The 18,967-nt window shown below is 64.0% G+C and carries 18 protein-coding genes and 2 pseudogenes; 9 read left to right on the top strand and 11 right to left on the bottom strand.

The genetic code is table 11. The annotated features are described in order from the left end of the window. Positions 1 to 26 precede the first annotated feature (26 nt). The 4 genes from ACQPZ2_RS03290 to ACQPZ2_RS03275 all read left to right on the top strand — a co-directional run bounded on the left by ACQPZ2_RS03290 (position 27) and on the right by ACQPZ2_RS03275 (position 2,225). Entirely contained in the window at positions 27 to 536 is a 510-nt protein-coding gene (locus tag ACQPZ2_RS03290) for an ArsI/CadI family heavy metal resistance metalloenzyme (RefSeq protein ID WP_433524238.1), read from the top strand. 74 nt (positions 537 to 610) lie between these two features. After that, the gene (locus ACQPZ2_RS03285) at positions 611 to 982 is read left to right on the top strand and encodes an ArsR/SmtB family transcription factor (protein WP_433524237.1); all 372 of its coding nucleotides are present in this window, start codon (positions 611 to 613) and stop codon (positions 980 to 982) included. After that, entirely contained in the window at positions 979 to 1,743 is a 765-nt protein-coding gene (locus ACQPZ2_RS03280) for an aquaporin (protein WP_433524236.1), read from the top strand. Before ACQPZ2_RS03285 ends, ACQPZ2_RS03280 begins: the two co-directional genes overlap by 4 nt. Positions 1,744 to 1,811: 68 nt before the next feature. Further along, positions 1,812 to 2,225: an arsenate reductase ArsC gene (locus tag ACQPZ2_RS03275; protein WP_433524235.1), complete on the top strand. Its 414-nt coding sequence runs from the start codon at positions 1,812 to 1,814 to the stop codon at positions 2,223 to 2,225. A 210-nt stretch (positions 2,226 to 2,435) separates the two neighbouring features. Here the strand turns inward: ACQPZ2_RS03275 and ACQPZ2_RS03270 are convergent, their stop codons facing one another. The 6 genes from ACQPZ2_RS03270 to ACQPZ2_RS03245 form a co-directional block, all read right to left on the bottom strand. Next, entirely contained in the window at positions 2,436 to 4,898 is a 2,463-nt protein-coding gene (locus ACQPZ2_RS03270) for an FHA domain-containing protein (RefSeq protein WP_433524234.1), read from the bottom strand. A gap of 455 nt (positions 4,899 to 5,353) precedes the next feature. Then, entirely contained in the window at positions 5,354 to 5,539 is a 186-nt protein-coding gene (locus ACQPZ2_RS03265; RefSeq protein WP_433524233.1) for a YnfA family protein, read from the bottom strand. An 830-nt stretch (positions 5,540 to 6,369) separates the two neighbouring features. After that, positions 6,370 to 6,981: a hypothetical protein gene (locus tag ACQPZ2_RS03260; protein WP_433524232.1), complete on the bottom strand. Its 612-nt coding sequence runs from the start codon at positions 6,979 to 6,981 to the stop codon at positions 6,370 to 6,372. A gap of 175 nt (positions 6,982 to 7,156) precedes the next feature. Beyond that, on the bottom strand, positions 7,157 to 8,137 hold the full coding sequence (locus ACQPZ2_RS03255; RefSeq protein WP_433524231.1) for a hypothetical protein: 981 nt from the start codon (positions 8,135 to 8,137) through the stop codon (positions 7,157 to 7,159). Between the two features lie 611 nt (positions 8,138 to 8,748). After that, positions 8,749 to 9,642: an IS982 family transposase gene (locus tag ACQPZ2_RS03250; RefSeq protein ID WP_433523944.1), complete on the bottom strand. Its 894-nt coding sequence runs from the start codon at positions 9,640 to 9,642 to the stop codon at positions 8,749 to 8,751. Continuing rightward, positions 9,626 to 10,405 carry a TIGR02679 domain-containing protein gene (locus ACQPZ2_RS03245; protein WP_433524230.1) on the bottom strand — a complete coding sequence of 260 codons (780 nt, stop codon included), beginning with the start codon at positions 10,403 to 10,405 and terminating at the stop codon, positions 9,626 to 9,628. Before ACQPZ2_RS03245 ends, ACQPZ2_RS03250 begins: the two co-directional genes overlap by 17 nt. 86 nt (positions 10,406 to 10,491) lie before the next feature. Between ACQPZ2_RS03245 and ACQPZ2_RS03240 the strand changes: the two genes are divergently transcribed. After that, positions 10,492 to 10,752, top strand: coding sequence for a hypothetical protein (locus ACQPZ2_RS03240; protein ID WP_433524229.1), 261 nt, complete (start codon positions 10,492 to 10,494; stop codon positions 10,750 to 10,752). 198 nt (positions 10,753 to 10,950) lie between these two features. Here the strand turns inward: ACQPZ2_RS03240 and ACQPZ2_RS03235 are convergent, their stop codons facing one another. The 3 genes from ACQPZ2_RS03235 to ACQPZ2_RS03225 all read right to left on the bottom strand — a co-directional run bounded on the left by ACQPZ2_RS03235 (position 10,951) and on the right by ACQPZ2_RS03225 (position 12,956). Beyond that, positions 10,951 to 11,559 carry a hypothetical protein gene (locus tag ACQPZ2_RS03235; protein ID WP_433524228.1) on the bottom strand — a complete coding sequence of 203 codons (609 nt, stop codon included), beginning with the start codon at positions 11,557 to 11,559 and terminating at the stop codon, positions 10,951 to 10,953. 50 nt (positions 11,560 to 11,609) lie between these two features. After that, entirely contained in the window at positions 11,610 to 12,092 is a 483-nt protein-coding gene (locus ACQPZ2_RS03230; protein ID WP_433524227.1) for a hypothetical protein, read from the bottom strand. A 408-nt stretch (positions 12,093 to 12,500) separates the two neighbouring features. Beyond that, positions 12,501 to 12,956, bottom strand: coding sequence for a hypothetical protein (locus tag ACQPZ2_RS03225; RefSeq protein ID WP_433524226.1), 456 nt, complete (start codon positions 12,954 to 12,956; stop codon positions 12,501 to 12,503). A gap of 231 nt (positions 12,957 to 13,187) precedes the next feature. On the opposite strand from ACQPZ2_RS03225, the gene ACQPZ2_RS03220 reads away from it, so the two are divergent. Beyond that, positions 13,188 to 13,607: a DUF4231 domain-containing protein gene (locus ACQPZ2_RS03220; RefSeq protein WP_433524225.1), complete on the top strand. Its 420-nt coding sequence runs from the start codon at positions 13,188 to 13,190 to the stop codon at positions 13,605 to 13,607. A 52-nt stretch (positions 13,608 to 13,659) separates the two neighbouring features. Here the strand turns inward: ACQPZ2_RS03220 and ACQPZ2_RS03215 are convergent. Continuing rightward, positions 13,660 to 13,920, bottom strand: a pseudogene (locus ACQPZ2_RS03215) (IS256 family transposase); the annotation flags it as partial. A 125-nt stretch (positions 13,921 to 14,045) separates the two neighbouring features. Here ACQPZ2_RS03215 and ACQPZ2_RS03210 point away from each other — a divergent pair. The 3 genes from ACQPZ2_RS03210 to ACQPZ2_RS03200 are packed head-to-tail and all read left to right on the top strand — an operon-like array spanning position 14,046 to position 17,777. Further along, positions 14,046 to 15,152 carry a site-specific integrase gene (locus ACQPZ2_RS03210; protein WP_433523938.1) on the top strand — a complete coding sequence of 369 codons (1,107 nt, stop codon included), beginning with the start codon at positions 14,046 to 14,048 and terminating at the stop codon, positions 15,150 to 15,152. Then, entirely contained in the window at positions 15,149 to 17,368 is a 2,220-nt protein-coding gene (locus ACQPZ2_RS03205; RefSeq protein WP_433523937.1) for a tyrosine-type recombinase/integrase, read from the top strand. The genes ACQPZ2_RS03210 and ACQPZ2_RS03205 overlap by 4 nt, the downstream gene beginning before the upstream one ends. Then, positions 17,358 to 17,777 carry a DUF6262 family protein gene (locus tag ACQPZ2_RS03200; protein WP_433523936.1) on the top strand — a complete coding sequence of 140 codons (420 nt, stop codon included), beginning with the start codon at positions 17,358 to 17,360 and terminating at the stop codon, positions 17,775 to 17,777. The genes ACQPZ2_RS03205 and ACQPZ2_RS03200 overlap by 11 nt, the downstream gene beginning before the upstream one ends. 97 nt (positions 17,778 to 17,874) lie before the next feature. Here ACQPZ2_RS03200 and ACQPZ2_RS03195 read toward each other — a convergent pair. After that, positions 17,875 to 18,940 (bottom strand): annotated as a pseudogene (locus ACQPZ2_RS03195) (IS256 family transposase); the annotation flags it as partial. Positions 18,941 to 18,967 lie beyond the last annotated feature (27 nt).

Here is an 18,967-nt window from a genome sequence, read left to right as displayed (position 1 = left end):
ATATCGAACTCCTGGAGGTATCGGCCATGTCCCGCGTCCAACTCGCCCTCAACGTCGACGACATCGATCGGGCGGTGCAGTTCTATTCGACCCTGTTCGCCACCGAACCGGCCAAGCGCAAGCCGGGCTACGCGAATTTCGCCATCGCCGAGCCGCCGTTGAAACTGGTGTTGATCGAGAACCCCGGCCACGGCGGCAGCGTCAACCACCTCGGAGTCGAGGTCGAGTCCTCCGACCAGGTGCACACCGAGATCGCCCGATTGTCGGGCGCGGGGTTGTTCACCGAAGAGCAGATCGCGACTACGTGTTGTTTCGCCGCCCAGGACAAGGTGTGGGTCACTGCGCCGGACACTGAGCGCTGGGAGGTCTACACCGTGCTGGCCGATAGCGAAACATTCGGTGTTGCACCGCAATTGAGCGACGCCGAGGCGGTACAGGTGTGCTGCGGAACGCCGGAGGAAGCCGCTGCCGAGGGGTCGTGCTGCGGCAGCTCGGCCAAACAGGAGGCGCAAGCGTCCGGAGCCGGCTGCTGCTGATCGAACCCCGCACGGTGAGCGAGTTCATCGAACGTTCGCTTGCCCTCGGATTCGACGCTCGTCAATATCGATGAGTGTCTATATCGGAATTGCCGCTGGTTGGCGTGGCCGCGTCGTGTGCGGTCACGCCCATGGTCCGTCAGCCCTTGACCGCCGACTCGGCTGTCGCGTTGGCGGGAGTGTTCAAGGCGCTGGCGGACCCGGTGCGGCTGCGGCTGCTGTCGGTGGTGGCCAGCCACGGCGGGCAAGAAGTGTGCGTGTGTGAGTTGTCGGACGGGTTCGATATCAGCCAGCCCACCGTCTCGCACCATCTGAAGGTGTTGCGGGAGGCTGGGTTGCTGTCGTCTGAACGCCGCGGTTCGTGGGTGTACTACCGCGTCGAGCCCGCTGCATTGCAACAACTTTCCCACCTGCTGGATGGCGGCGTGCCCGCGGTGGCACGGTGAGTATCCGGTTGGCGCGGCGGTTGGTGGCCGAATTCGTCGGTACGGCGCTGCTGGTGTGTGTGGTGGTCGGCTCCGGCATCGCGGCCCAGCAACTATCGCCCGGCAACAGCGGCTTGCAGTTGCTGGAGAACTCGACCGCCACAGTGTTCGGCCTCGGTGTGCTGATTCTGGTGTTCGGGCCGATCTCGGGAGCGCACTTCAATCCGGTTGTGTCGGTGGCGGATTGGCTACTCGGCCGACACAACGGCACCGGACTCGGGTGCCGCGAACTCGCCGGATATGTCCTGGCGCAGACAGTTGGAGCCATTGCGGGTTCGATGCTGGCCAACACCATGTTCGATCTCGCCGTCGTACAGATATCCACCCACGACCGGATCACCAGCGGGCACCTGGTCGGGGAAGTCGTGGCTACTGCCGGGCTGATCGCGGTGATTATCGCGCTTGCCCGCACCGGCCGCGCCGCGTTGTCCGCAGCGACGGTAGGTGCGTTCATCGGTGCGGCGTATTGGTTCACCAGTTCCACCAGCTTCGCCAATCCCGCCGTCACCGTCGGGCGTATCTTCTCCGACACCTTCGCCGGAATCGCCCCGGCCTCCGCGCCCGGCTACATCGGGGCCCAAATACTCGGCGCCGCACTGGGACTCGCCTTGATCGTCTGGCTCTATCCCGATGCATCGGACGTCGCCGCCGACATCACCACACCGCAGGATGCTTCCACGCGCAGCACCAATAACCTCGCATCACAGCAGAGCTCGTCATGACCGAAACTTCGGCCGTCGCCTGCTCGCCGAACTCGACATCCCCGTACGCTGAAAGGGCTACCGACGCGATGACTTCCAAACCCAGCGTCTTGTTCGTCTGTGTCCACAATGCCGGACGCTCCCAAATGGCGGCCGGATTCCTCGCCCACCTGGCAGGCGACGCCATCGAAGTCCGCTCAGCCGGAAGTACCCCAGCCAGCGCGGTCAACCCGGTCGCTGTCGCCGCCATGGCCGAAGTCGGTATCGACATCGCCGACCAAACACCGAAAATCCTCGCCCCGAGCACCGTCGAAAGCTCTGATGTGGTGATCACTATGGGCTGCGGCGACGCGTGCCCCTACTTCCCCGGCGTCACCTACCGCGACTGGAAGCTGGACGATCCCGCAGGCAAAGACATCGACACCGTCCGGCCGATCCGTGAACAGATCGAGCACCAGGTCCGCAGCCTCATCACCGAACTCGGCATCGCCCTGACCGCATGACCACCCCAGCCGGGATCCGCATCACCGCGATGCGCCTCGAACACGCCGACCAAGTCCTGACCGGACCGTTCACGAACGCAGGCCGATGCGGATCGGGAGCGGTCGATACATCAGCGGCGCGAACGCTCGGAGCGTGGACGAGAAGGCCGACACCGGGGCGGCTAGCGCATCCGCATACGGGAGCGTGACCGCATTCACGGGAGGAGCCAGTCAAATCCGCGCGGGGCGGGCACCGCGCCGCCGTGGCCGCAGCTGGTACAGGCGATACCAGGCCAGTGTGAGGAAGACGGCCGCTAGAGCAGCGACGACTCCCATGTCGAGCAGCCACGTGCCGAGGGTGTGTTTCCAGAGCGGGTCGGGTCCACCATCGTGCGGTGAGAGGGTGTCCAGGTCGAGACTGGCCGCTCCTGCTCCGTAGCCCCAGCGGGATGGCGACAGGTAGGACAGCTGTTGCAGAACGGGCGTGCCCGGCAGTCGCACCAGACCGCCGGTGAGCACGAGTTGCGCCATCGACAGCACGATCAGCAGCGGCAGTGTCTTCTCCGATGTGTTCACCGAGACCGACACCAGCAACCCCATCGCCAGCGACGCGATGCCGAGCATCGCCATCACCAAGATCAGCTCCACCTCGACCGAAGTGAATATCCCTTTGGGCGGGAGTCTCTCACCGATGGTGCCGATCAAGAACAACACCGCCGACTGAAGGACGGTGATCACGCCCAGCACCAAGAGCTTCGACATCAGGTAGACCCCTGCCGACAGGCCTGCCGCGCGTTCTCTGCGGTAGATCGTCTGTTCCTTGACGATCTCGCGAATCGAGTTGCCGGTGCCGACGAAGCATGCACCGAATATCAAGATCATGAGCTTGGTCGGGGCGTCGGTGTTGGTTCCCGGTGCCCCGGTGAACCCCTCGCCCGACGGGATCGCGGCGATCAAACCGCCCAGCAGCAGCGGCATCACGCCGAGCAACGCCAAATAGCTGCGGTCCGAGGCGATCACCGCCAGGTAGCGTCTGCACAGCGTGCTGAGCTGGCTCAGCTTGGACTGCGGCGCGGGCGGCGGTGCCGGTGGGCGCTGCGATTCCACCGGGCCGACTTCGTCGGTCAGTCCGACCGCTACGTAGTGCTGGAAGCGCGGAGAGTCTCGGAACTCACCGGCCCAGTCGCGGTCCTCCTCGCGGTCGAAGGCTTGGAACACCTCTGCCCAGGTGCGCTGCCCGAATTCCTGCAACCCCTCTGCGGGCGGTCCGTAATAGGCCAGCTTGCCCCCGGGTACCAGGACCAGGAGGCGGTCGCAGGAATCGAGGTTCGCGACACTGTGGGTGACGACGATGACCGTCCGTCCGTCGTGGGCCAGTTCGGACAGCATTTCCATGACCGTCTTGTCCAGGCCCGGGTCCAGGCCGGAGGTCGGTTCGTCGAGGAACAACAGGGACGGTCTGGTCAGCAGTTCCAGCGCGACGCTCACGCGTTTGCGCTGCCCGCCGGAGAGCCGATCGATGCGGGTGTCGGCGTGCCGCGACAGGCCGAGTTCGTCGAGCACTTCGTCGACTCGCTGTTCGCGCTCCTCGCTGCGGGTGTCACCGGGGAAACGCAGCTCGGCCGCGTACAGCAGGGCACGTCGCGTCGGGAGCTGGTTGTGCAGGATGTCCTCCTGCGGAACCAAGCCGATCCGGTGTCTCAGCTCTTCGTAATCGGTGTAGAGGTCGCGTCCGTCGTAGCGAACGGTCCCCTCGGTCGCGGGCCGCAGCCCGGTGACCGCGCCCAACAGCGTCGACTTGCCCGCTCCGCTGGGTCCGATGACCCCGACAAGTGAGCGCCGTGGGATGGGAAAGCTCACCTCGTCGAGGAGCACTTTGCCCTCCGGTGTCCGCACGATGAGGTTCTGCACCGAGACCGAGATGTCACCGGTGTCGACGGACTCGCGCAGTTCGTTGCCGACGAGTCGGTAGGTGGTGTGGCCCATGCCGATCAGGTCGGATTCGGACAGGTCCGCGGCGTCGATCCGGTGGCCGTTGACGTAGGTGCCGTTGTGGCTGTCGAGGTCGACGACTCGATACCTGCCTTCGGCGATCACCTGCAGTTCGGCATGGTGGCGAGAGACCATGAGGTCGGCCACGACGATGTCGTTGTCGGCGGCGCGCCCGATCCGAAGCGTTTCCGAGATGATCCGTACTACCGCGCTGGGATGGGCGGCCGGAGGCGACGACCGCGACACTCGCCGGGGCAGGCCCGGCTCGAACTTGGTGATCGTGGCGTCATCGTCGAGGTCATAGCCGGGATCCGGGACGACCATCGTGTCCCCACCGAAATCAGCATCGGTCTCGGGTTCGGAGCCGGGTGATGTTTCCAGCGAGCATGACAACTGCGCACCGTCTTTGGCGTGACCGAGCTGGAAGGTCTCGTCGTGGTCGATCACCATCCGTTCGACGCGGTGACCGTCGAAAAAGGTGCCGTTGAGGCTGTGCGCGTCCTCGATTTCCCAACCGTGCGATCCCTGCTCCAGCACGGCGTGCAAGGTCGAAACACGCGGATCGGTGACAACGATGTCGGCGGTCGGATCGCGGCCGATGTTGTATGCGCCCCCGGCGCGTAGTCGATAGACGCGTTCTCGGGTCTGCACTACAAGAACCGGCGATTCGGAGAATTCCGTGGAGGACTGGTCATCCGCCATAACTGGAGTATACGACCGCGCCCAACTGTCGCGGCGATAATCGGCCACACCAGCCTCTCGCAGTGTCCGAGTTCCGCGCTGATCCACACCCACCTGACCAGCACAAATCCACCCCGGCGAGCGGAGAGGTGACTTCGTTCGATCTCGCCGAATCCGCGGCGAAACCGCTCGACGGACACTCGGCCAATTCCGGACGAAGAAATGCTGGTGGAATTCGAAATACCGATCCGATAGACCTGATACAAGGTCGAAGCCGATTATTTCCCATTTTGTTTCGGGCACCGAATTTTGTAACGTCCCATATTTCACGCCGACAGCGGTCGACGGTCGATGTCAATGCTGCGACCGTCTGGTGTGGGGCCTGCTGGACGCAACCGTTTTCCGCACCGAGCCGGAGCAATTCGCAGGTTTGTGGACGCTTCCGACTTCGACCGAACGCAGGTGTTGGTGGTGGGTCAGGCGCGGCGTGGTGGATACATGATGATGGTGACACCGAGCAGGCAGATGAGGGCGCCAGTGAGGTCCCAGCGGTCGGGCCGGAAACTGTCCGATGCCATGGCCCAGGCCAGCGAGCCTGCGACCAAGACGCCACCGTAGGCGGCGAGTATGCGCCCGAAGTCGATCCGCCTCAACAACGACATGCTCGAATGGCATCTCCGCCCAACTGCCCGTCGGCATTGCACCAGCGGTGTAGCCTGCCCGGCTCCTGGAACGGCTGCTCGATCGGCACAAGGCGATGGGCCTAGCACCCTCAGCATCCCTGAGGATGTGACCGCACACAGCCTCCGTGGACTGTGGCGACGATTCTGGATGACGCTGGGCCCGAGTAACAGTGGATGCTCTCGGACACGTCGATTACGCAGTGGCGGTACACGGCCCGGGTCGAGTACGCCACGCGACAACGGATGCCTTGAACCATGCGGTCAGCAATCCGGGCTGATCAACGGCCACGTCGAGCGAATTTGTTGGGACTCAGTTGGGAGTTGCAGCCAGAAGGGCAGCAGTTCACAGCCACCCAAACCCGGTATCTACCTGGGAAAATGGAGCCGCCTGGGGGAATCGAACCCCCGACCTTTTCATTACGAGTGAGTCCGGCAGCGAGGTCTAGCGTCCAACTGGTGCCTTCTCGTCCAGGTCAGAGGCACTTTCGGGTCCCGCTGATATTGCCGGGTCCGGCCGGTACCTGCCTGTCTTGGCACACTGGCGGCACGCTGGAAATCACTTCCTGACCTGCGCTGGTTGCCAAGAAAGCTGCGGCATCGGAGCAGCGCAGGACACAAGCAGCGTGGGTTGTCGGAGTCCCCACCACATAGGACCGGCACCCCGACGGGGGCATCACCAGAGGCGCGGCGCCAGAGATGAACCGGCGCAGGCTCCGGTTGAGGTGCTGGCGGTCGAGGCCACCGCGCTGTCGATGAACGAAGGCAGATGTTGATGCACCGAGCACTTGCTGTTCGGCTGTCGGTCACGCTTATCCACTGACGTAGCGGCGTACGAGGGCGGAGAACCGGCTTGGGGTCGCGGATCCGGTGAATGCTCTGGACCACTTGCCGCGGTCGATGTTGTCGATGAGCAGATGGAGGGCCGTTGCGGCATCTTTTCGTGCGCCAAACAGGTTTGTGTCGGCCATCTTCCAGTTGCGGATGTGCTCATGGTGCTGGTGGACGATTTCGAAGAGTGTGGCGAGGTCAGTAACGTCTTTGTCGGTGTATCGACTCCGCCAGGCGAGGGCTTTGAGAACGACCGCGGCTTCGATGTCGGGTACCGGGACGGTGAACTCGATGGTGTCGCCAGCGGCCAAGGTTGCGGTGGCGTGGGCGATGACCGCGTCGGCCACGGCGGCGAAATGGAGACCGGGAACTGCGTCGAATGCGCGACCGGCGACTTCGCTGGTCTGTCGAGCATTGTCATATGCGGGGACGAGGATGTCGACGTCCAGCCGTCCCTTCGAGGTGGTCTTGGTGTAGCGGTTGCTTGATTCGAGTTCGTAGCCAAGGCAGAGCATGTTCTGGTGTAGGTGTTCTACCGTAGCGATGAGTGCCTGTTTTTCCATCCCGGCATCCGCATCGGCGGTACCGCGCAACTGCCAGCCCTCAAGTGGGTAGATGTGCTGCAGTAGTTGGACCATATGTCCGCCGATAACCCGGTAGGAGTCCTCGGGAAGCTGCGCAGCTGCGGCTGCGAGGTCGGCCAGCGCGAGAAAGCCGCGGTCGGCTGCGTTGCTTGTGGAGACCATACGGAGGTGCGCGCGTCGATGATCAGACACCAAATGCTCCGGTCTCGATCGCGGCATGCAGACGAGTCGCCGCTTCCTCCGTGGTCGGTGTAGTGCTGGTGTTGAGCAGATCCCATAGCGTGATGGCGGCATCGGCAAGTAGATGACGGTCGGCGTAGCGCGCGCCCAGTGCGGCGGCGATGTGGATCACGGTCGGGTCTTCGGGCACAGCCACCGTCATGGTCGCATCGTCCGGGGTGGTCGGCGAGAAACCGACAGGTGTGAAATCGACGATCTCGGGCAAGTACAGACGCACGGTGGCGGGGAGCTGCCAGGGCGCATACTTGTCGGCGGCGAGATCGCCGGAGACGACAGCTTGCAGTTCTAGTTCGTCCAATAGCTGCAGCGCTGTTGTCGCCTGAGACGCTGGGTCGTCCAAGCCGTACCAGTAACTGACTGTCCCGCCCGGACCGGCATAGCCGTCCAGCCAAGCGTCGAGCGCACCGTCGAGTGCGATCCATCCCTGCACGTTCCGAAGGACCTCGGCGGGAATCCTGTGCAGGCCAAGGGAGACTGCCTGCTGGCTGATACCGACCGTCGCGGCAAGTTCGGACTGCTGCAGGGGGCGAGACGACAGCGCTAGGACACGCAGGATCGCCTGCTGTCCCCACCCGCTTCTGCGATGTCCGGCGCTATGCCCGGGGTCGACGGGCTTCAGCAGCACTCGCCCGCCGATGATCACTTGTTCAGGCTGCTCGGTGACTAGATCGAACTCCCCGGCAGCCGCGGCAATCACAACGTCGGGCGTCGCTGAGGGTGCCACGTACAGTGTGCGCCGCCCCAGAACGGCCATCCGCGCGGTCAAGCTTTTGCGAGAAAGCCGCCGCCGCGTTACTTTCAAATCGAGGTGAACGGTGCCCGACTCTGGAACTTTCAGCAGTAGGTCCTTCTCAGTACCGGCAGCGACGTCAACACCCGCGCGTCGCAACAATGGCAGCAGAAGAGCAAGCAGATCACGTTCCAAGCAGGCCTCATATCTCATGCGATGGTCAATGTCAAACAAGCATACACGCAGAACCTGCACAACACTTGTTTGACAAATCGGTAAACGAAGGCGTATGCGAAGCAGATTTGAGACTGCGCGCACATTTGGCCGACTGCGTCGGCCTGGCTCGGGCACCCGACAGCGCTCTTCGATCATCGCCATGTCGAAGCGATGATCTTGTGGTGATGCCTGATCGGTCGGTCTACCTGCCTACTACTCCTTCTCGTGGTCTCAGTACCCTGCAGCGGACTCAGGTCGACGGGCGGCCGTGACCTGAGTAATCCGACGGTTCGGATTCCATTTCGTTCCATTGCATCGTCCCTTCCCTGAATAGGATGGATCGAAGTCCCAGCAGGCGAGGGGTCCGCTTGGTCCGCCGCCAGCGCGAGCATGTCGGCATGCAGGCGTGACAGACTGTCCGCGATAACCTGTGCAGCCTCACTCGCACTGTCTGCGACTCTGGTCCTCGGGTCTGAGATCTTCGATCAGCTGGTCCAAGAGCGCTTCTTCATGCAGCACGACTCTGTGTTGGCGGTATAGCTCACGGAGGTTCTCGAGCTGCGCTCTAGACGAGTAAGTCCGAAGGCCGGTCAGTGATCGTAAGCGATCAGCGACCGGGTGATTGGTGCGCCGATCAGGGTGTTGTGCCAGATCGCGGTGGCCATCGCCAGGATGCGCTGGGCAACGCGGATCGCCACGCCCTGGTAGGAACGTCCGCCGTGGTCTTCCAGGTCGAGCTGGCCTTTGAGAGTGTCGTTGACCGACTCGATCAACTGGCGGACCTTCTTCAGTAACGGCTCACCGTATCGGGTTTTCTCGTCCTTGCGGGACGGGCGAAGCATGGTGATCCCGTACTCGCCCACCAGCGTTTCGAACTCACGGCCCGCGAAGCCCTTATCGCAGATCAACAGGATGCCCTCGTGCTCAGCGGCTACAGCTGAATCGACTTCGAGCATGGCCGAAAGCACCTCGCGTTCACCGATTTTCGGGTCTGCTAGGGCCCACAGGATCGGCATTCCGGCCGGGGTACACACCAGATACAGTTTCAGCCCCCAGTAGAAGCGGGAGTGGGAAGCGCAGTAGCCGTAGCCGGCCCACCCGGCCAGCTCCGACCGCTTCACCGTGGGTCGGGACATGCCACACGGCACCGGAGTCGAGTCCACGATCCAGCAGTCGTCGAGCCAGAAATCGCTGGCGCGAGCCAGCATTCGGATCACCCGCTTGACCAGTCCCAACGCGTTGCGCAGCCGCTTGTTGTACCCGGACTGCTGCGGCAGGTACGGGAACATCCCGGTCAGATGCTTGCGGGCGTAGCGCAGCCAGTGCGATTCGGAGGTGAATCCGAGCAGCGACTGGGCCACCGCCAGGCACACCAGTTCCGAGTCGGTCAGCACCGGTGGCCGCCCCGTCCAGCGTGGACCCGCCAATTCATCGTCGATTTTCACGTACAGTGCGGTCAGGAGGGCGTCAAGGTCGTTCGTCACACAATGGTCTTCGGCGCCCTCCGTCCATGTCCAGGCAACGCCGGGACTTCGGACTTACTCGTCTAGGGTCTCCGGCAGATGCTTCCAAGCCGCCAATTCCGAGGTATCGGCGGTAAGTCGGGACGCCGTAGTGCCACAGAGTCGCATCGGGGGCTGCGGCCATGAGGTTTTCGACGATCACCAGTCCCGCGTCATCGATGTCGGCCCGGACGGACAGCGCGCAGCCTGCGGTGGCGAGTCCGACGACAAGGTCGATAGCAGCGAGTGAGGAGTTGCCGTCAGTGCAGACGGTTGGTGGGCAATTCGGGCCATATTCGTGAGCGGCTGCTTCCACCACAGAGACGTTCTCGCAGACGAACACGGGAGTGCTCGGTGAGACCGACCAGTTTCCGGTGATCGAGCGAAGAGTCAACCACACTGGCTCCCCGGTTGGTCCGCACCAACGCGTCGCCGGTGCCTCGCCGGTCAGCGGAAGGTTAAGGGTAAGCACTCTGGAGGACACCCCGTCGCAACGAACACCGGCGGCTGCCCATGCGGCACGCCAGTGCCGGTCGGGTCTAGTCGGTTTCGGGAGCCCATGTACGTGGGCTAGCAACCGAGCAACGGCACGGCCCAGGTCTTCCCGGTAGTCCAGCGCGTGAGCGTTGCCGAAAACGCTCGCCGCCAGCTGGGCCAACCTAACCCCAGCCATCGGTTCTGGGAGGGCGTCCCAGACCGCGAGGACACGGTCGACAAAGAGATCCACTCGCGACTCGGCGAGCATCGGAACAAACCGTTCCCGCACACTCCACTGGCGCCGCACACGCACCAGCCCTTCCGAGTGGACGGACAGGTAAGTAGTCACCGATTGTGATCGCCAGGCTCGTGGCGGTTCCAGGTGCCTCCGGCCTGATGAAGTCGTTTAGCAAGTGCGCAGGCCAGAAACATGAACTCGGACCTCGCTGTGCTGCAAGGTCATGGGTCGGCCGCCGCGATGAGCCGCTGGTGCGGATCGTCGACGTTGAAGTCGTCGGCGTCGGGCGCGAGCGCATCGACACCATCACGGCCGAAGAAGTTCGCGCCGAAGGATTCCCGGACATGACGCCGGAGGAATTCTTCGAATTCTTCTGAAGCACCCACAAGGGTTGCGCCCCCGAATCCATCATCACCCGAGTCCAGCGGCGCTACCTCAACAGTTCCGAATCGCGCTAGCGTTGATGCTGTAGAAGCCTGGCAGTCAACGCATCCCGCAACGAAGAGGACCTCGGCGGAAGTTACCCGGTCGGGGTCCTCTCGTCGCTGTACGGCTGATCAGCAGCGTCGAGGATGCTATCCGGCCTTTCTCACGGTCTGACCGAAAGGACGAACCCACCGGGTTCCATCCTCGTCGTCGAACGCGATGTCGGCCCGCACCTGGCCTTGGCCCTCGGCGAGGTACACAACCTCGCTAGGCGTTTCTGCGGTCAGCACCCGGGGAAACGAGTCAGCCATGGTTGCCTGGAGCTGCCCCAAAACCGCAGACGCCTGCGGACTGGAGGCCAGATAGCTCGCCATCGTGCCCCCATAGGCGCCCAGCCCTGCCGCCCCTCCAGGTGAGATTCCGCCCAAACCGGAGTACATCTGTGCCCGGTTCCCGATGGCCCCTAGCCCGCCCTCGAGCGCTTGACCCAGCAGCTTCTCAAACACATGGGAAAGTGATACTCGGTCCTTCGCGGGCACGCACTGGGCTCCAGTACGGTTCCCGAGGTCATCGACAATGTAGACGTCCACGTCGAGATCGGTGATCGGCCCTTTGGTGCCGTTGTTGACCTTTACGGTCCAGAGGTTCTCACCGAGAGGATTCTTCTCAACCGATGCCGTGACCGCGCGGACTCGGCCAGCGTTGCCGTCCGATGAAGCTGCGCCGATGTTGGTGATGACGTCGCGGCCAGCGGTCACGTCGTTCTGGGTCGAGGTGAAATTGTTTTGCGCAGCGGCAGTTTCGCCGTTTACCGCCGCGCCTGGGGAGGGTGGGGCGGCTCCTGGACGGCCCGGACCTTCACCCCACGGATCGACACGAACCCGTCGGCGCTCACGTCCTCAGCCGTCACGCCGCTGCCGCCTTCAACATCGACGTCGACGACCTCGACGTCCCCACCAGCGGCTACACGAACCAGGCTGACACCCACAGTTGCTGTGGCTTCCGGTGCGTGCTCGGCGATTTGTCGCAGCAGCTCCTGTGCCAGGGCCTGCAGCTCGTTGTCCTGACCGGCACCGGCCTGGCCGAGTTTCTTGGCCAGCAGTTGGCGCCGCAGCTCCTCCTCCGGCTCGGATTCGACCCCTTCGACTTCCGCGGTGACAGCCCCGTAGCGGTTGCTTATGAATTGCTTCAACGCCGCGTACGAATCGACTACCACCTTCTTGGCGGTCTCACGCCCCCCTTCAGACGCCCCCAGAGCCACCGCCACCGCGACCATAGTCAGCGGATCCATCCCTAACCCACCTCCAGCTTCGAAACGGGCCGCCCCTCATCGGCGACCAACCGTCCCAATCTAGTCGATTTCCTTGCCTCACCAGGCCAGACACGCGGCCCGCCGATCAGCCCAGTGTGGTGGAACTTTCCGCGCGGATTCCACACTTGGAGTGGAACATCCGGTCTCGGTTGCTCTGAAAGCCGGTATCTGTCGGTATATGGATGACGACATCGAATTCGACGACCACGACTAGCTGCGTGAGGGCCGTGGGCGAACTGTCCGAGAACGACGAGTTCGCCCACGGCTACGAAGTCGGATACTCGATCGGCTGGGTGAACGGCTACGCCCATGCCGGGTTCGAGGCCGAGGAGCAGGCTGCGGGCGGCGTCCATGTTCCCGGCGAGTGGTCACTCGACACCAGGGGCGCTACACCAGCACGTCCTGGTTCACATGGGTGCCGTACTGGATCTCGAACAGATCGTCGGTGTCCTCGACAGGAATCGAGTCTCGCTCAACCCGCTCCTGCCAGCGAACTGGCCAGCGCGTGCTTGAGCCAGACCAGCGCAGGCCATCGAGAGGGATACCTGCGAGGTTCACTGTGCTCAGATCGACCCCAACGAAGTCGTTCAGCATGTGCTCGAACTCGTTCAGGCGATCAGCAACCTCCCGTAGCCATGACTGCTCGTCGGCGATCACTGCAGCCTGTAGGACAAAGTCCCGGACACTCTCCACCCACGCTTCGCCGAAAGGTTCCACGGCCCGGTCATGACTCCACCTGATCAACCAACCATCCAGACTCTGGGGGTTTGGCTCCACCACAGTCTTGGGTCCGTAAATGCAGCGCACGCCCTCGACGAAACGGACGAAATCGGAATCGTCCATGTCTTCCCGAATCGTATGCGCCACCGCCCTGCCCTGACGGCACGATCGCGGCCGCACCCATCCGCGCGAGCAGCGGCCGCGCCGGTTCGCCAAGGACCGAAAACGAACGTCACACTGCTTCCGGCGCCACATCACAAGATCGTCGGGCCGCGCTGAGCCAGGGCCCAGGGACTTACGGAGTGACTCTGCGATGAGCGCCCATTGTTGACTGCTCCCCATAGACTGCCGCTCATGGATGAGGAGCGGGCCGATCCGGTGTGGGAGCGGTTGGTCGGCCAGTTGAACTGGTACGGCGCGAAAAGCGCTGCAGCCCAACGTGCCTACAAGCAGGTCAAGCTCGGTCAGATCGTGGTCGGTGCCGTAGTGCCTGTGGTCGCATTGTCCGCACCGGCTGTTGTGACTGCGGTGCTTGCCGCGGTTGTGGTGGTGGCCGAAGGTGCGCAGCAGCTGTTTCAGTGGCAAACGAATTGGTTGGGTTATCGCTCCACTGCCGAGGCGCTCAAGCATGAGAGGTTTCTCTACCTCGCCGAGGCTGGGCCGTATCGGGACGTAGATCGTCGAGCGGTGCTCGCAGAACGTGTCGAGAACCTGTTGGGACGGGAGAATGTCGAATGGGTGGGCTCGAACGCCAACCATCCAGAATCGAGTTGAAGTTCGCGACTATGCGCGGGAGAAATTGTCAAAACCTGTGTTTCGGTTAGGTTCAGGCGACCTCTGTTCGGGTGGTGTCGGCCGGGTCGGTTGACGGCGGCGGGGTGATGTCGCGGGGGCGTTCGAGCAGCTTGCCCTTGTGGAACAGGGCGCCGTTGCGGACGAGCGCGACCAGCTCGGGGGCGTTGACCTTGCGCCAGCGGGCCTGCGCTGCCTCGATCAGCTTGTAGGCCATGGCGATTCCCGCTGCGCGTGCACCCGGGCCCTTGGTGACCTTGGTCCGCAGCCGCACCGACGCGAAGGTCGACTCGATCGTTATCTTGAGTGCTCCGTTGAGTGTCTTCGATGTCCGGCAGGGGGTTTCGGACGTGCGGGTTCTGGCTTGTGGACGTGGTTATCTGCAGCGGTCCAGGAGGCAGAGCGTGTGGAGGTTGCGGAGTGCTTGTGGTGCGGGTGGTTTCGCCGGTTACGTCGCGGGAATCGTGGACGGTTCTCGGTGATGATGACCGGCCGGTGCAGCCGGTGGAGCGGTATCTGGCGTATCTGACCGGGATTGAACGGTCACCGAACACGATCAAGGCGTATGCCCACGACCTGAAGGATTGGTTCGAGTTCCTTGCCAGTCGTGAACTGGATTGGCGGTCAGTGTGTTTGGAGGATGTCGGGGCGTTCGTCGCCTGGCTGCGGACCCCGGTGCAGGCTCGTGATGGCCAGGTGGTGGCGTTGCCGTCGGTGGCGCCAGCCTGCAGTGAGTCGACGGTGAACCGGAAGTTGTCGGCGCTGGGGTCGTTTTATGTTCATGCTGCCCGTGACGGTGTCGATGTGGCAGAGTTGTTGTCGTCGTGGCAGGTCGGCGGCTCGCGGGGCGGGTGGAAGCCGTTTCTGCATCACGTCAGCAAGTCGATGCCGCAGCGGCGGCGGGCGGTGTCGTTGAAGGCTCCGAAGAAGCTGCCGCAGGTGTTGTCGCCGCAGCAGGTGCAGGCGCTGCTGGATGGGTGCGAGCATTTGCGGGATCGGTTGCTGCTGGTGGTGCTCTATGACACCGGGATGCGGATCGGTGAGGCTCTGGGGTTGCGGCACAACGATATTGCCGCTGCTGAGCGGGAGATCACGGTCACCCGACGCGACAACGACAACGGTGCCCGCGCGAAGTCGATCATCGAGAGGACAGTTCCGGTCAGAGCGGAGTTGGTGCGGTTGTATGCCGACTATCTGCATGCCGAATATGGCGATCTCGACAGCGATTACGTGTTCGTCAATCTCTGGGGCCGTCCGCTGGGACGGCCGTGGACCTATGCGGCGGTCTACGACCTGGTGCGCAGGTTGCGTCGCCGCACCGGTGTCGATTTCGACCCGCACTGGATCCGTCACACTGCCGCCACCAGGATGCTGCGTGACGGCATCAGTCTGGAGGTTGTCGCGAAGATACTGGGCCACTCCGACACGACCGTCACTGCCACCACCTATGGGCATCTCACTGTCGAAGATGCCCGGGCGGTGATGCAGAAGGCCGGCTGGTTCGACGACCGGCAGGTCGCCTGGTGACCGCGCCGTCCGCAGACCAGCCGCAGAGCCTGCTCGGCAAGCTGATGGCGACTGTCCGTGCCGAGTTCCGCAGTGAGACATTGATTTTCGATCCAGAAGATGCGGTGTTCGGCGGTGGCCCATGCCGGGTGAACGGCTGCGACCGTCATGCTCGCGGGCACGGGCTGTGTCTGAATCATCGAGTGCGATGGGACAAGCAGGGACGCCCGAATCTGGCGGATTTCATCGCGGGCGCCGACCCACGGTTGCAGCGGCAACGGCCGAACCAGCGGTGCGCGGTCATCGGCTGCGGTTACGGCTCCGCCCGGAAGGGCTTGTGCCAGTTGCATGCTCAGCGGTGGGAACGGGCCCGGCGGCCCGACCGGGACGCTTGGATGGCCGATCCGCCGACGATCAAACAGCCACCGCCCGGGTCGACCTGCCGCATCCGGCACTGCGAGCTCTGGCCGGAAGCATGCGGGCCGTTCTGCCATTCCCATACCGCAACCTGGCGGACCAACGGACGCCCCGACATCGATACCTTCGCGGCGAGATTCGAGCCCGGCTCGGTTATTCCGGGCGACGAGTCGATCCGGCTCGGCGGGCTGCCACCGCAGCTGCGGCTGGAAATCCAGTACACGCTGCAGCAGCGCCGCGACCGGCGCGTCGGCAAGCTGCAACCGAGCGTCGTCACCCGCGTGGTCCGGCTGCTGGCCGCCTCGTCGGCGACGTCGTTGCTCGACCACGACGAGGACACCTGGCTGGCGATCGCCGATGGGACCGTCAACGACAGCCTCGGGCGGGCGCTGCTGCTCTATGCGCGCCGAGCCGTCGCCGATCTGGCCGAAACCGGCGGTTGGGAAGCGGAATACCCGCGCGATATCTGGCGGATGCATCGGCTCGGCTTCGAGGGCCGCCGCACCCTGCGATTCGATCGGATCGCTCAGCCCTGGCTGCGGGAGCTGGCCAAACGCTGGGCCAGACTGCGACTTTCGAGCGGGCTCGGATTGGAGGCTGGCGGCGCACGGGTGGTGGTCGCGATCAGCCGGTTCTCACGCTTCCTGACCACCGTCGACGTCGACGACATCGGCCAGCTCGACCGTCAGCTGCTCGAACGCTACCTGGCCGATCTGCACCGCGAACCGCATCCTCAACACCGCAGTACCCACATCGGCCTGCTGAACGGTTTCTTCACCGCTGTCCGTCAACATCGTTGGCACTCAGGGCTTCCTGCAACAGCGTTGTTCTTCCCCGCTGATCATCCCCGCCGCCCCGACAAGCTGCCGCGAGCCCTGGCCGAGCAGGTCATGACCCAGCTCGAACAGCTCGCCAACCTCGAACGCTTCGACAACCCCGCCTACCGGCTGATCACCATCATCCTTATGCGCTGCGGCCTGCGGGTCACCGACGCACTGCGGCTGCAGGACGACTGCGTCACCACCGACACCGACGGCGCCCCCTACCTGCGTTACTTCAACCACAAGATGCACCGCGACGCCCTGGTGCCCATCGACACCGACCTCGTCGACGCGATCGGGCAGCAGCGCAAGCGCATCCTCGATCGCTGGCCTGCCGGCACGACGATCCTGTTCCCCAGGCCCAGCAAGAACATCGACGGAGGCCATCCGATCAGCTCGTCGACCTACCGGATGGCGCTACTACGTTGGCTGGGCGACTGCGACATCCGTGACGAGCACGGCCATCGGGTGCATCTCACGCCGCATCAGTGGCGTCACACTCTCGGCACTCGATTGATCAACCGCGACGTCCCCCAAGAAGTCGTGCGCCGCATCCTCGACCACGATTCGCCCCTGATGACCTCCCACTACGCCCGATTGCACGACGACACCGTGCGCCGGCACTGGGAAGCAGCCCGCAAGGTCGACATCACCGGCCGCGCAGTCACCTACGCCCCGGATGGGCCGCTCGCAGATGCCGCCTGGGCCAAACAACGCCTCGCCCAAGCGACCCAGGCCCTGCCCAACGGCTACTGCGGGCTGCCGCTACAACGTTCCTGCCCGCACGCCAACGCCTGCCTGACCTGCCCGATGTTCCTCACTACCAGCGAATTCCTGCCCCAGCACCACGCCCAGCGCCAACAAGCTCTCGAGCTGATCACCGCCGCCGAAGCCCGCGGCCATCAGCGCCTGGCCGAGATGAACCGCCAAGTGCTGGGCAACCTCGACACCATCATCAGCTCTCTCGAAACCCCGGAAACGACCGAACATGCGCTCTGACAACAGTATTCACCTCACCACCGCCGCCAAACGACGCCACGAATTCACCCGCGCCAAAGCCATCGCCGCCCTGCATGAACTTGACCGCGCCGGCGCACGAATCACGTTCGAATCCGTCGCCGACGCCGCTGGAGTCTCCCGCTCCTGGCTCTACTCCCAGACCGACCTCAAAGACGAGATCAGGCGACTGCGCGCCCACAACCAACCCCGACACACCACCGCGACCCCGGCCCGGCAACGCGCCAGCGACGACTCACTGCGTCAGCGCCTCGATATCGCCCTGCGCCGCAACCGCGAACTCGCCGACGAGAACCAGCGGCTGCGCCGCCAACTCGCTCACGCCCTCGGCCAACTCCGCGACACCCCACCCCAAACACGTCGCGATCCAATAACAATCGGCCCCTGCTGAACCCGCCACCGACACCACCCGCGGGCACGTCGCCGACACCGTCCACAACACGAAACACCAGCTCGCAGAACCGAATCTGCTGCGGACTCAAGATAACGATCGGGTTCGTGGTGCGCAGGTGGATCCAGTGCTCGGCCGGATAGCGGTAGAACTCGAGCAGCACGTCGGCGTCATCGACGATCTTCGCCACGGCTTTGGGATACTTTGCGCCGTAATCGATGTCGAATGCCTTGATCGCGATCTGGGCGCGATCGATGTCCTCGGCGTTGTAGATCTCCTTCATCGCCGCTACCGCGCCTGGATGCGCCGATTTCGGCAACGAGGCGAGCACATTCGCGGATTTGTGGAACCAGCAGCGTTGCTCGCGGGTGGTCGGGAACACATCCCGCAACGCCCGCCAGAACCCGAGCGCGCCATCACCGACCGCCAGCACCGGAGCGGTCATGCCGCGACGACGGCAGTCCCGCAATAGATCGGCCCAGGATTCGGTGGATTCGCGATAGCCATCGCTGATCGCGACCAACTCCTTGCGGCCGTCGGCGCGGACGCCGAGCATCACCAGCAAACAGAGCTTCTCCTGCTCCAACCGGACTTTGGTGTCGATGCCATCGACCCACAGATACACGTAATCGGTGCCTGAGAGGTCGCGGGCGGCGAACGCTTTCGCCTCGTCCTGCCACGACGCGGTCAGCCGGGTGATCGAGGCCGCCGACAATCCGGCCCCGGAACCGAGGAACTGCTCGAGCGCGGGACCGAAGTCACCGGTGGACAGCCCGTGCAGATACAGCAGCGGCAGCACCTCGCTGACCTGCGGGGAGCGGCGACACCAGGCGGGCAGGATCGCCGAGGAGAACCGTTGGCGCTCACTGGTTTCAGCATCGACGCGGCGGTCGTCGACCCGCGGCGCCTTCACACCGACCGCACCGGCGGCAAGTGAGCACCCGCCGTTCGGCATGGTAGCCGTTACGCACCACCAGCCGGTGGCCGTTCTCGTCCACGTGGCCGGCGAACTGGTCGATATAAGCAGCGACCTCGGCTTGCAACGCTGCAGCGAGCATCCGCCGTGCACCCTCGCGCACGATCTCATCGATCGGCGAACCCGACACATTCACCGACGCGCCGTCCTGATTGGACTCGGCGCCACCGTCGATTACCTTGAGCATGGGACGTACCTTCCCGCCCGGCGTTGG

This window comes from Nocardia pseudovaccinii, from assembly GCF_050942345.1.
GTDB lineage: Bacteria > Actinomycetota > Actinomycetes > Mycobacteriales > Mycobacteriaceae > Nocardia > Nocardia pseudovaccinii.
The sequence above is the reverse complement of the archived record's forward strand: the minus strand, read 5'-3'. Positions and strand labels throughout refer to the sequence as shown.

Coding starts and splice junctions, on each gene's coding strand:
- ACQPZ2_RS03220 (WP_433524225.1), top strand. CDS start 13,188: ATGGATGAGGAGCGGGCCGATCCGGTGTGGGAGCGGTTGGTCGGCCAG.
- ACQPZ2_RS03275 (WP_433524235.1), top strand. CDS start 1,812: ATGACTTCCAAACCCAGCGTCTTGTTCGTCTGTGTCCACAATGCCGGA.
- ACQPZ2_RS03265 (WP_433524233.1), bottom strand. CDS start 5,539: ATGTCGTTGTTGAGGCGGATCGACTTCGGGCGCATACTCGCCGCCTAC.
- ACQPZ2_RS03245 (WP_433524230.1), bottom strand. CDS start 10,405: ATGCTCGCCGAGTCGCGAGTGGATCTCTTTGTCGACCGTGTCCTCGCG.
- ACQPZ2_RS03290 (WP_433524238.1), top strand. CDS start 27: ATGTCCCGCGTCCAACTCGCCCTCAACGTCGACGACATCGATCGGGCG.
- ACQPZ2_RS03225 (WP_433524226.1), bottom strand. CDS start 12,956: ATGGACGATTCCGATTTCGTCCGTTTCGTCGAGGGCGTGCGCTGCATT.
- ACQPZ2_RS03230 (WP_433524227.1), bottom strand. CDS start 12,092: ATGGATCCGCTGACTATGGTCGCGGTGGCGGTGGCTCTGGGGGCGTCT.
- ACQPZ2_RS03270 (WP_433524234.1), bottom strand. CDS start 4,898: ATGGCGGATGACCAGTCCTCCACGGAATTCTCCGAATCGCCGGTTCTT.
- ACQPZ2_RS03200 (WP_433523936.1), top strand. CDS start 17,358: ATGCGCTCTGACAACAGTATTCACCTCACCACCGCCGCCAAACGACGC.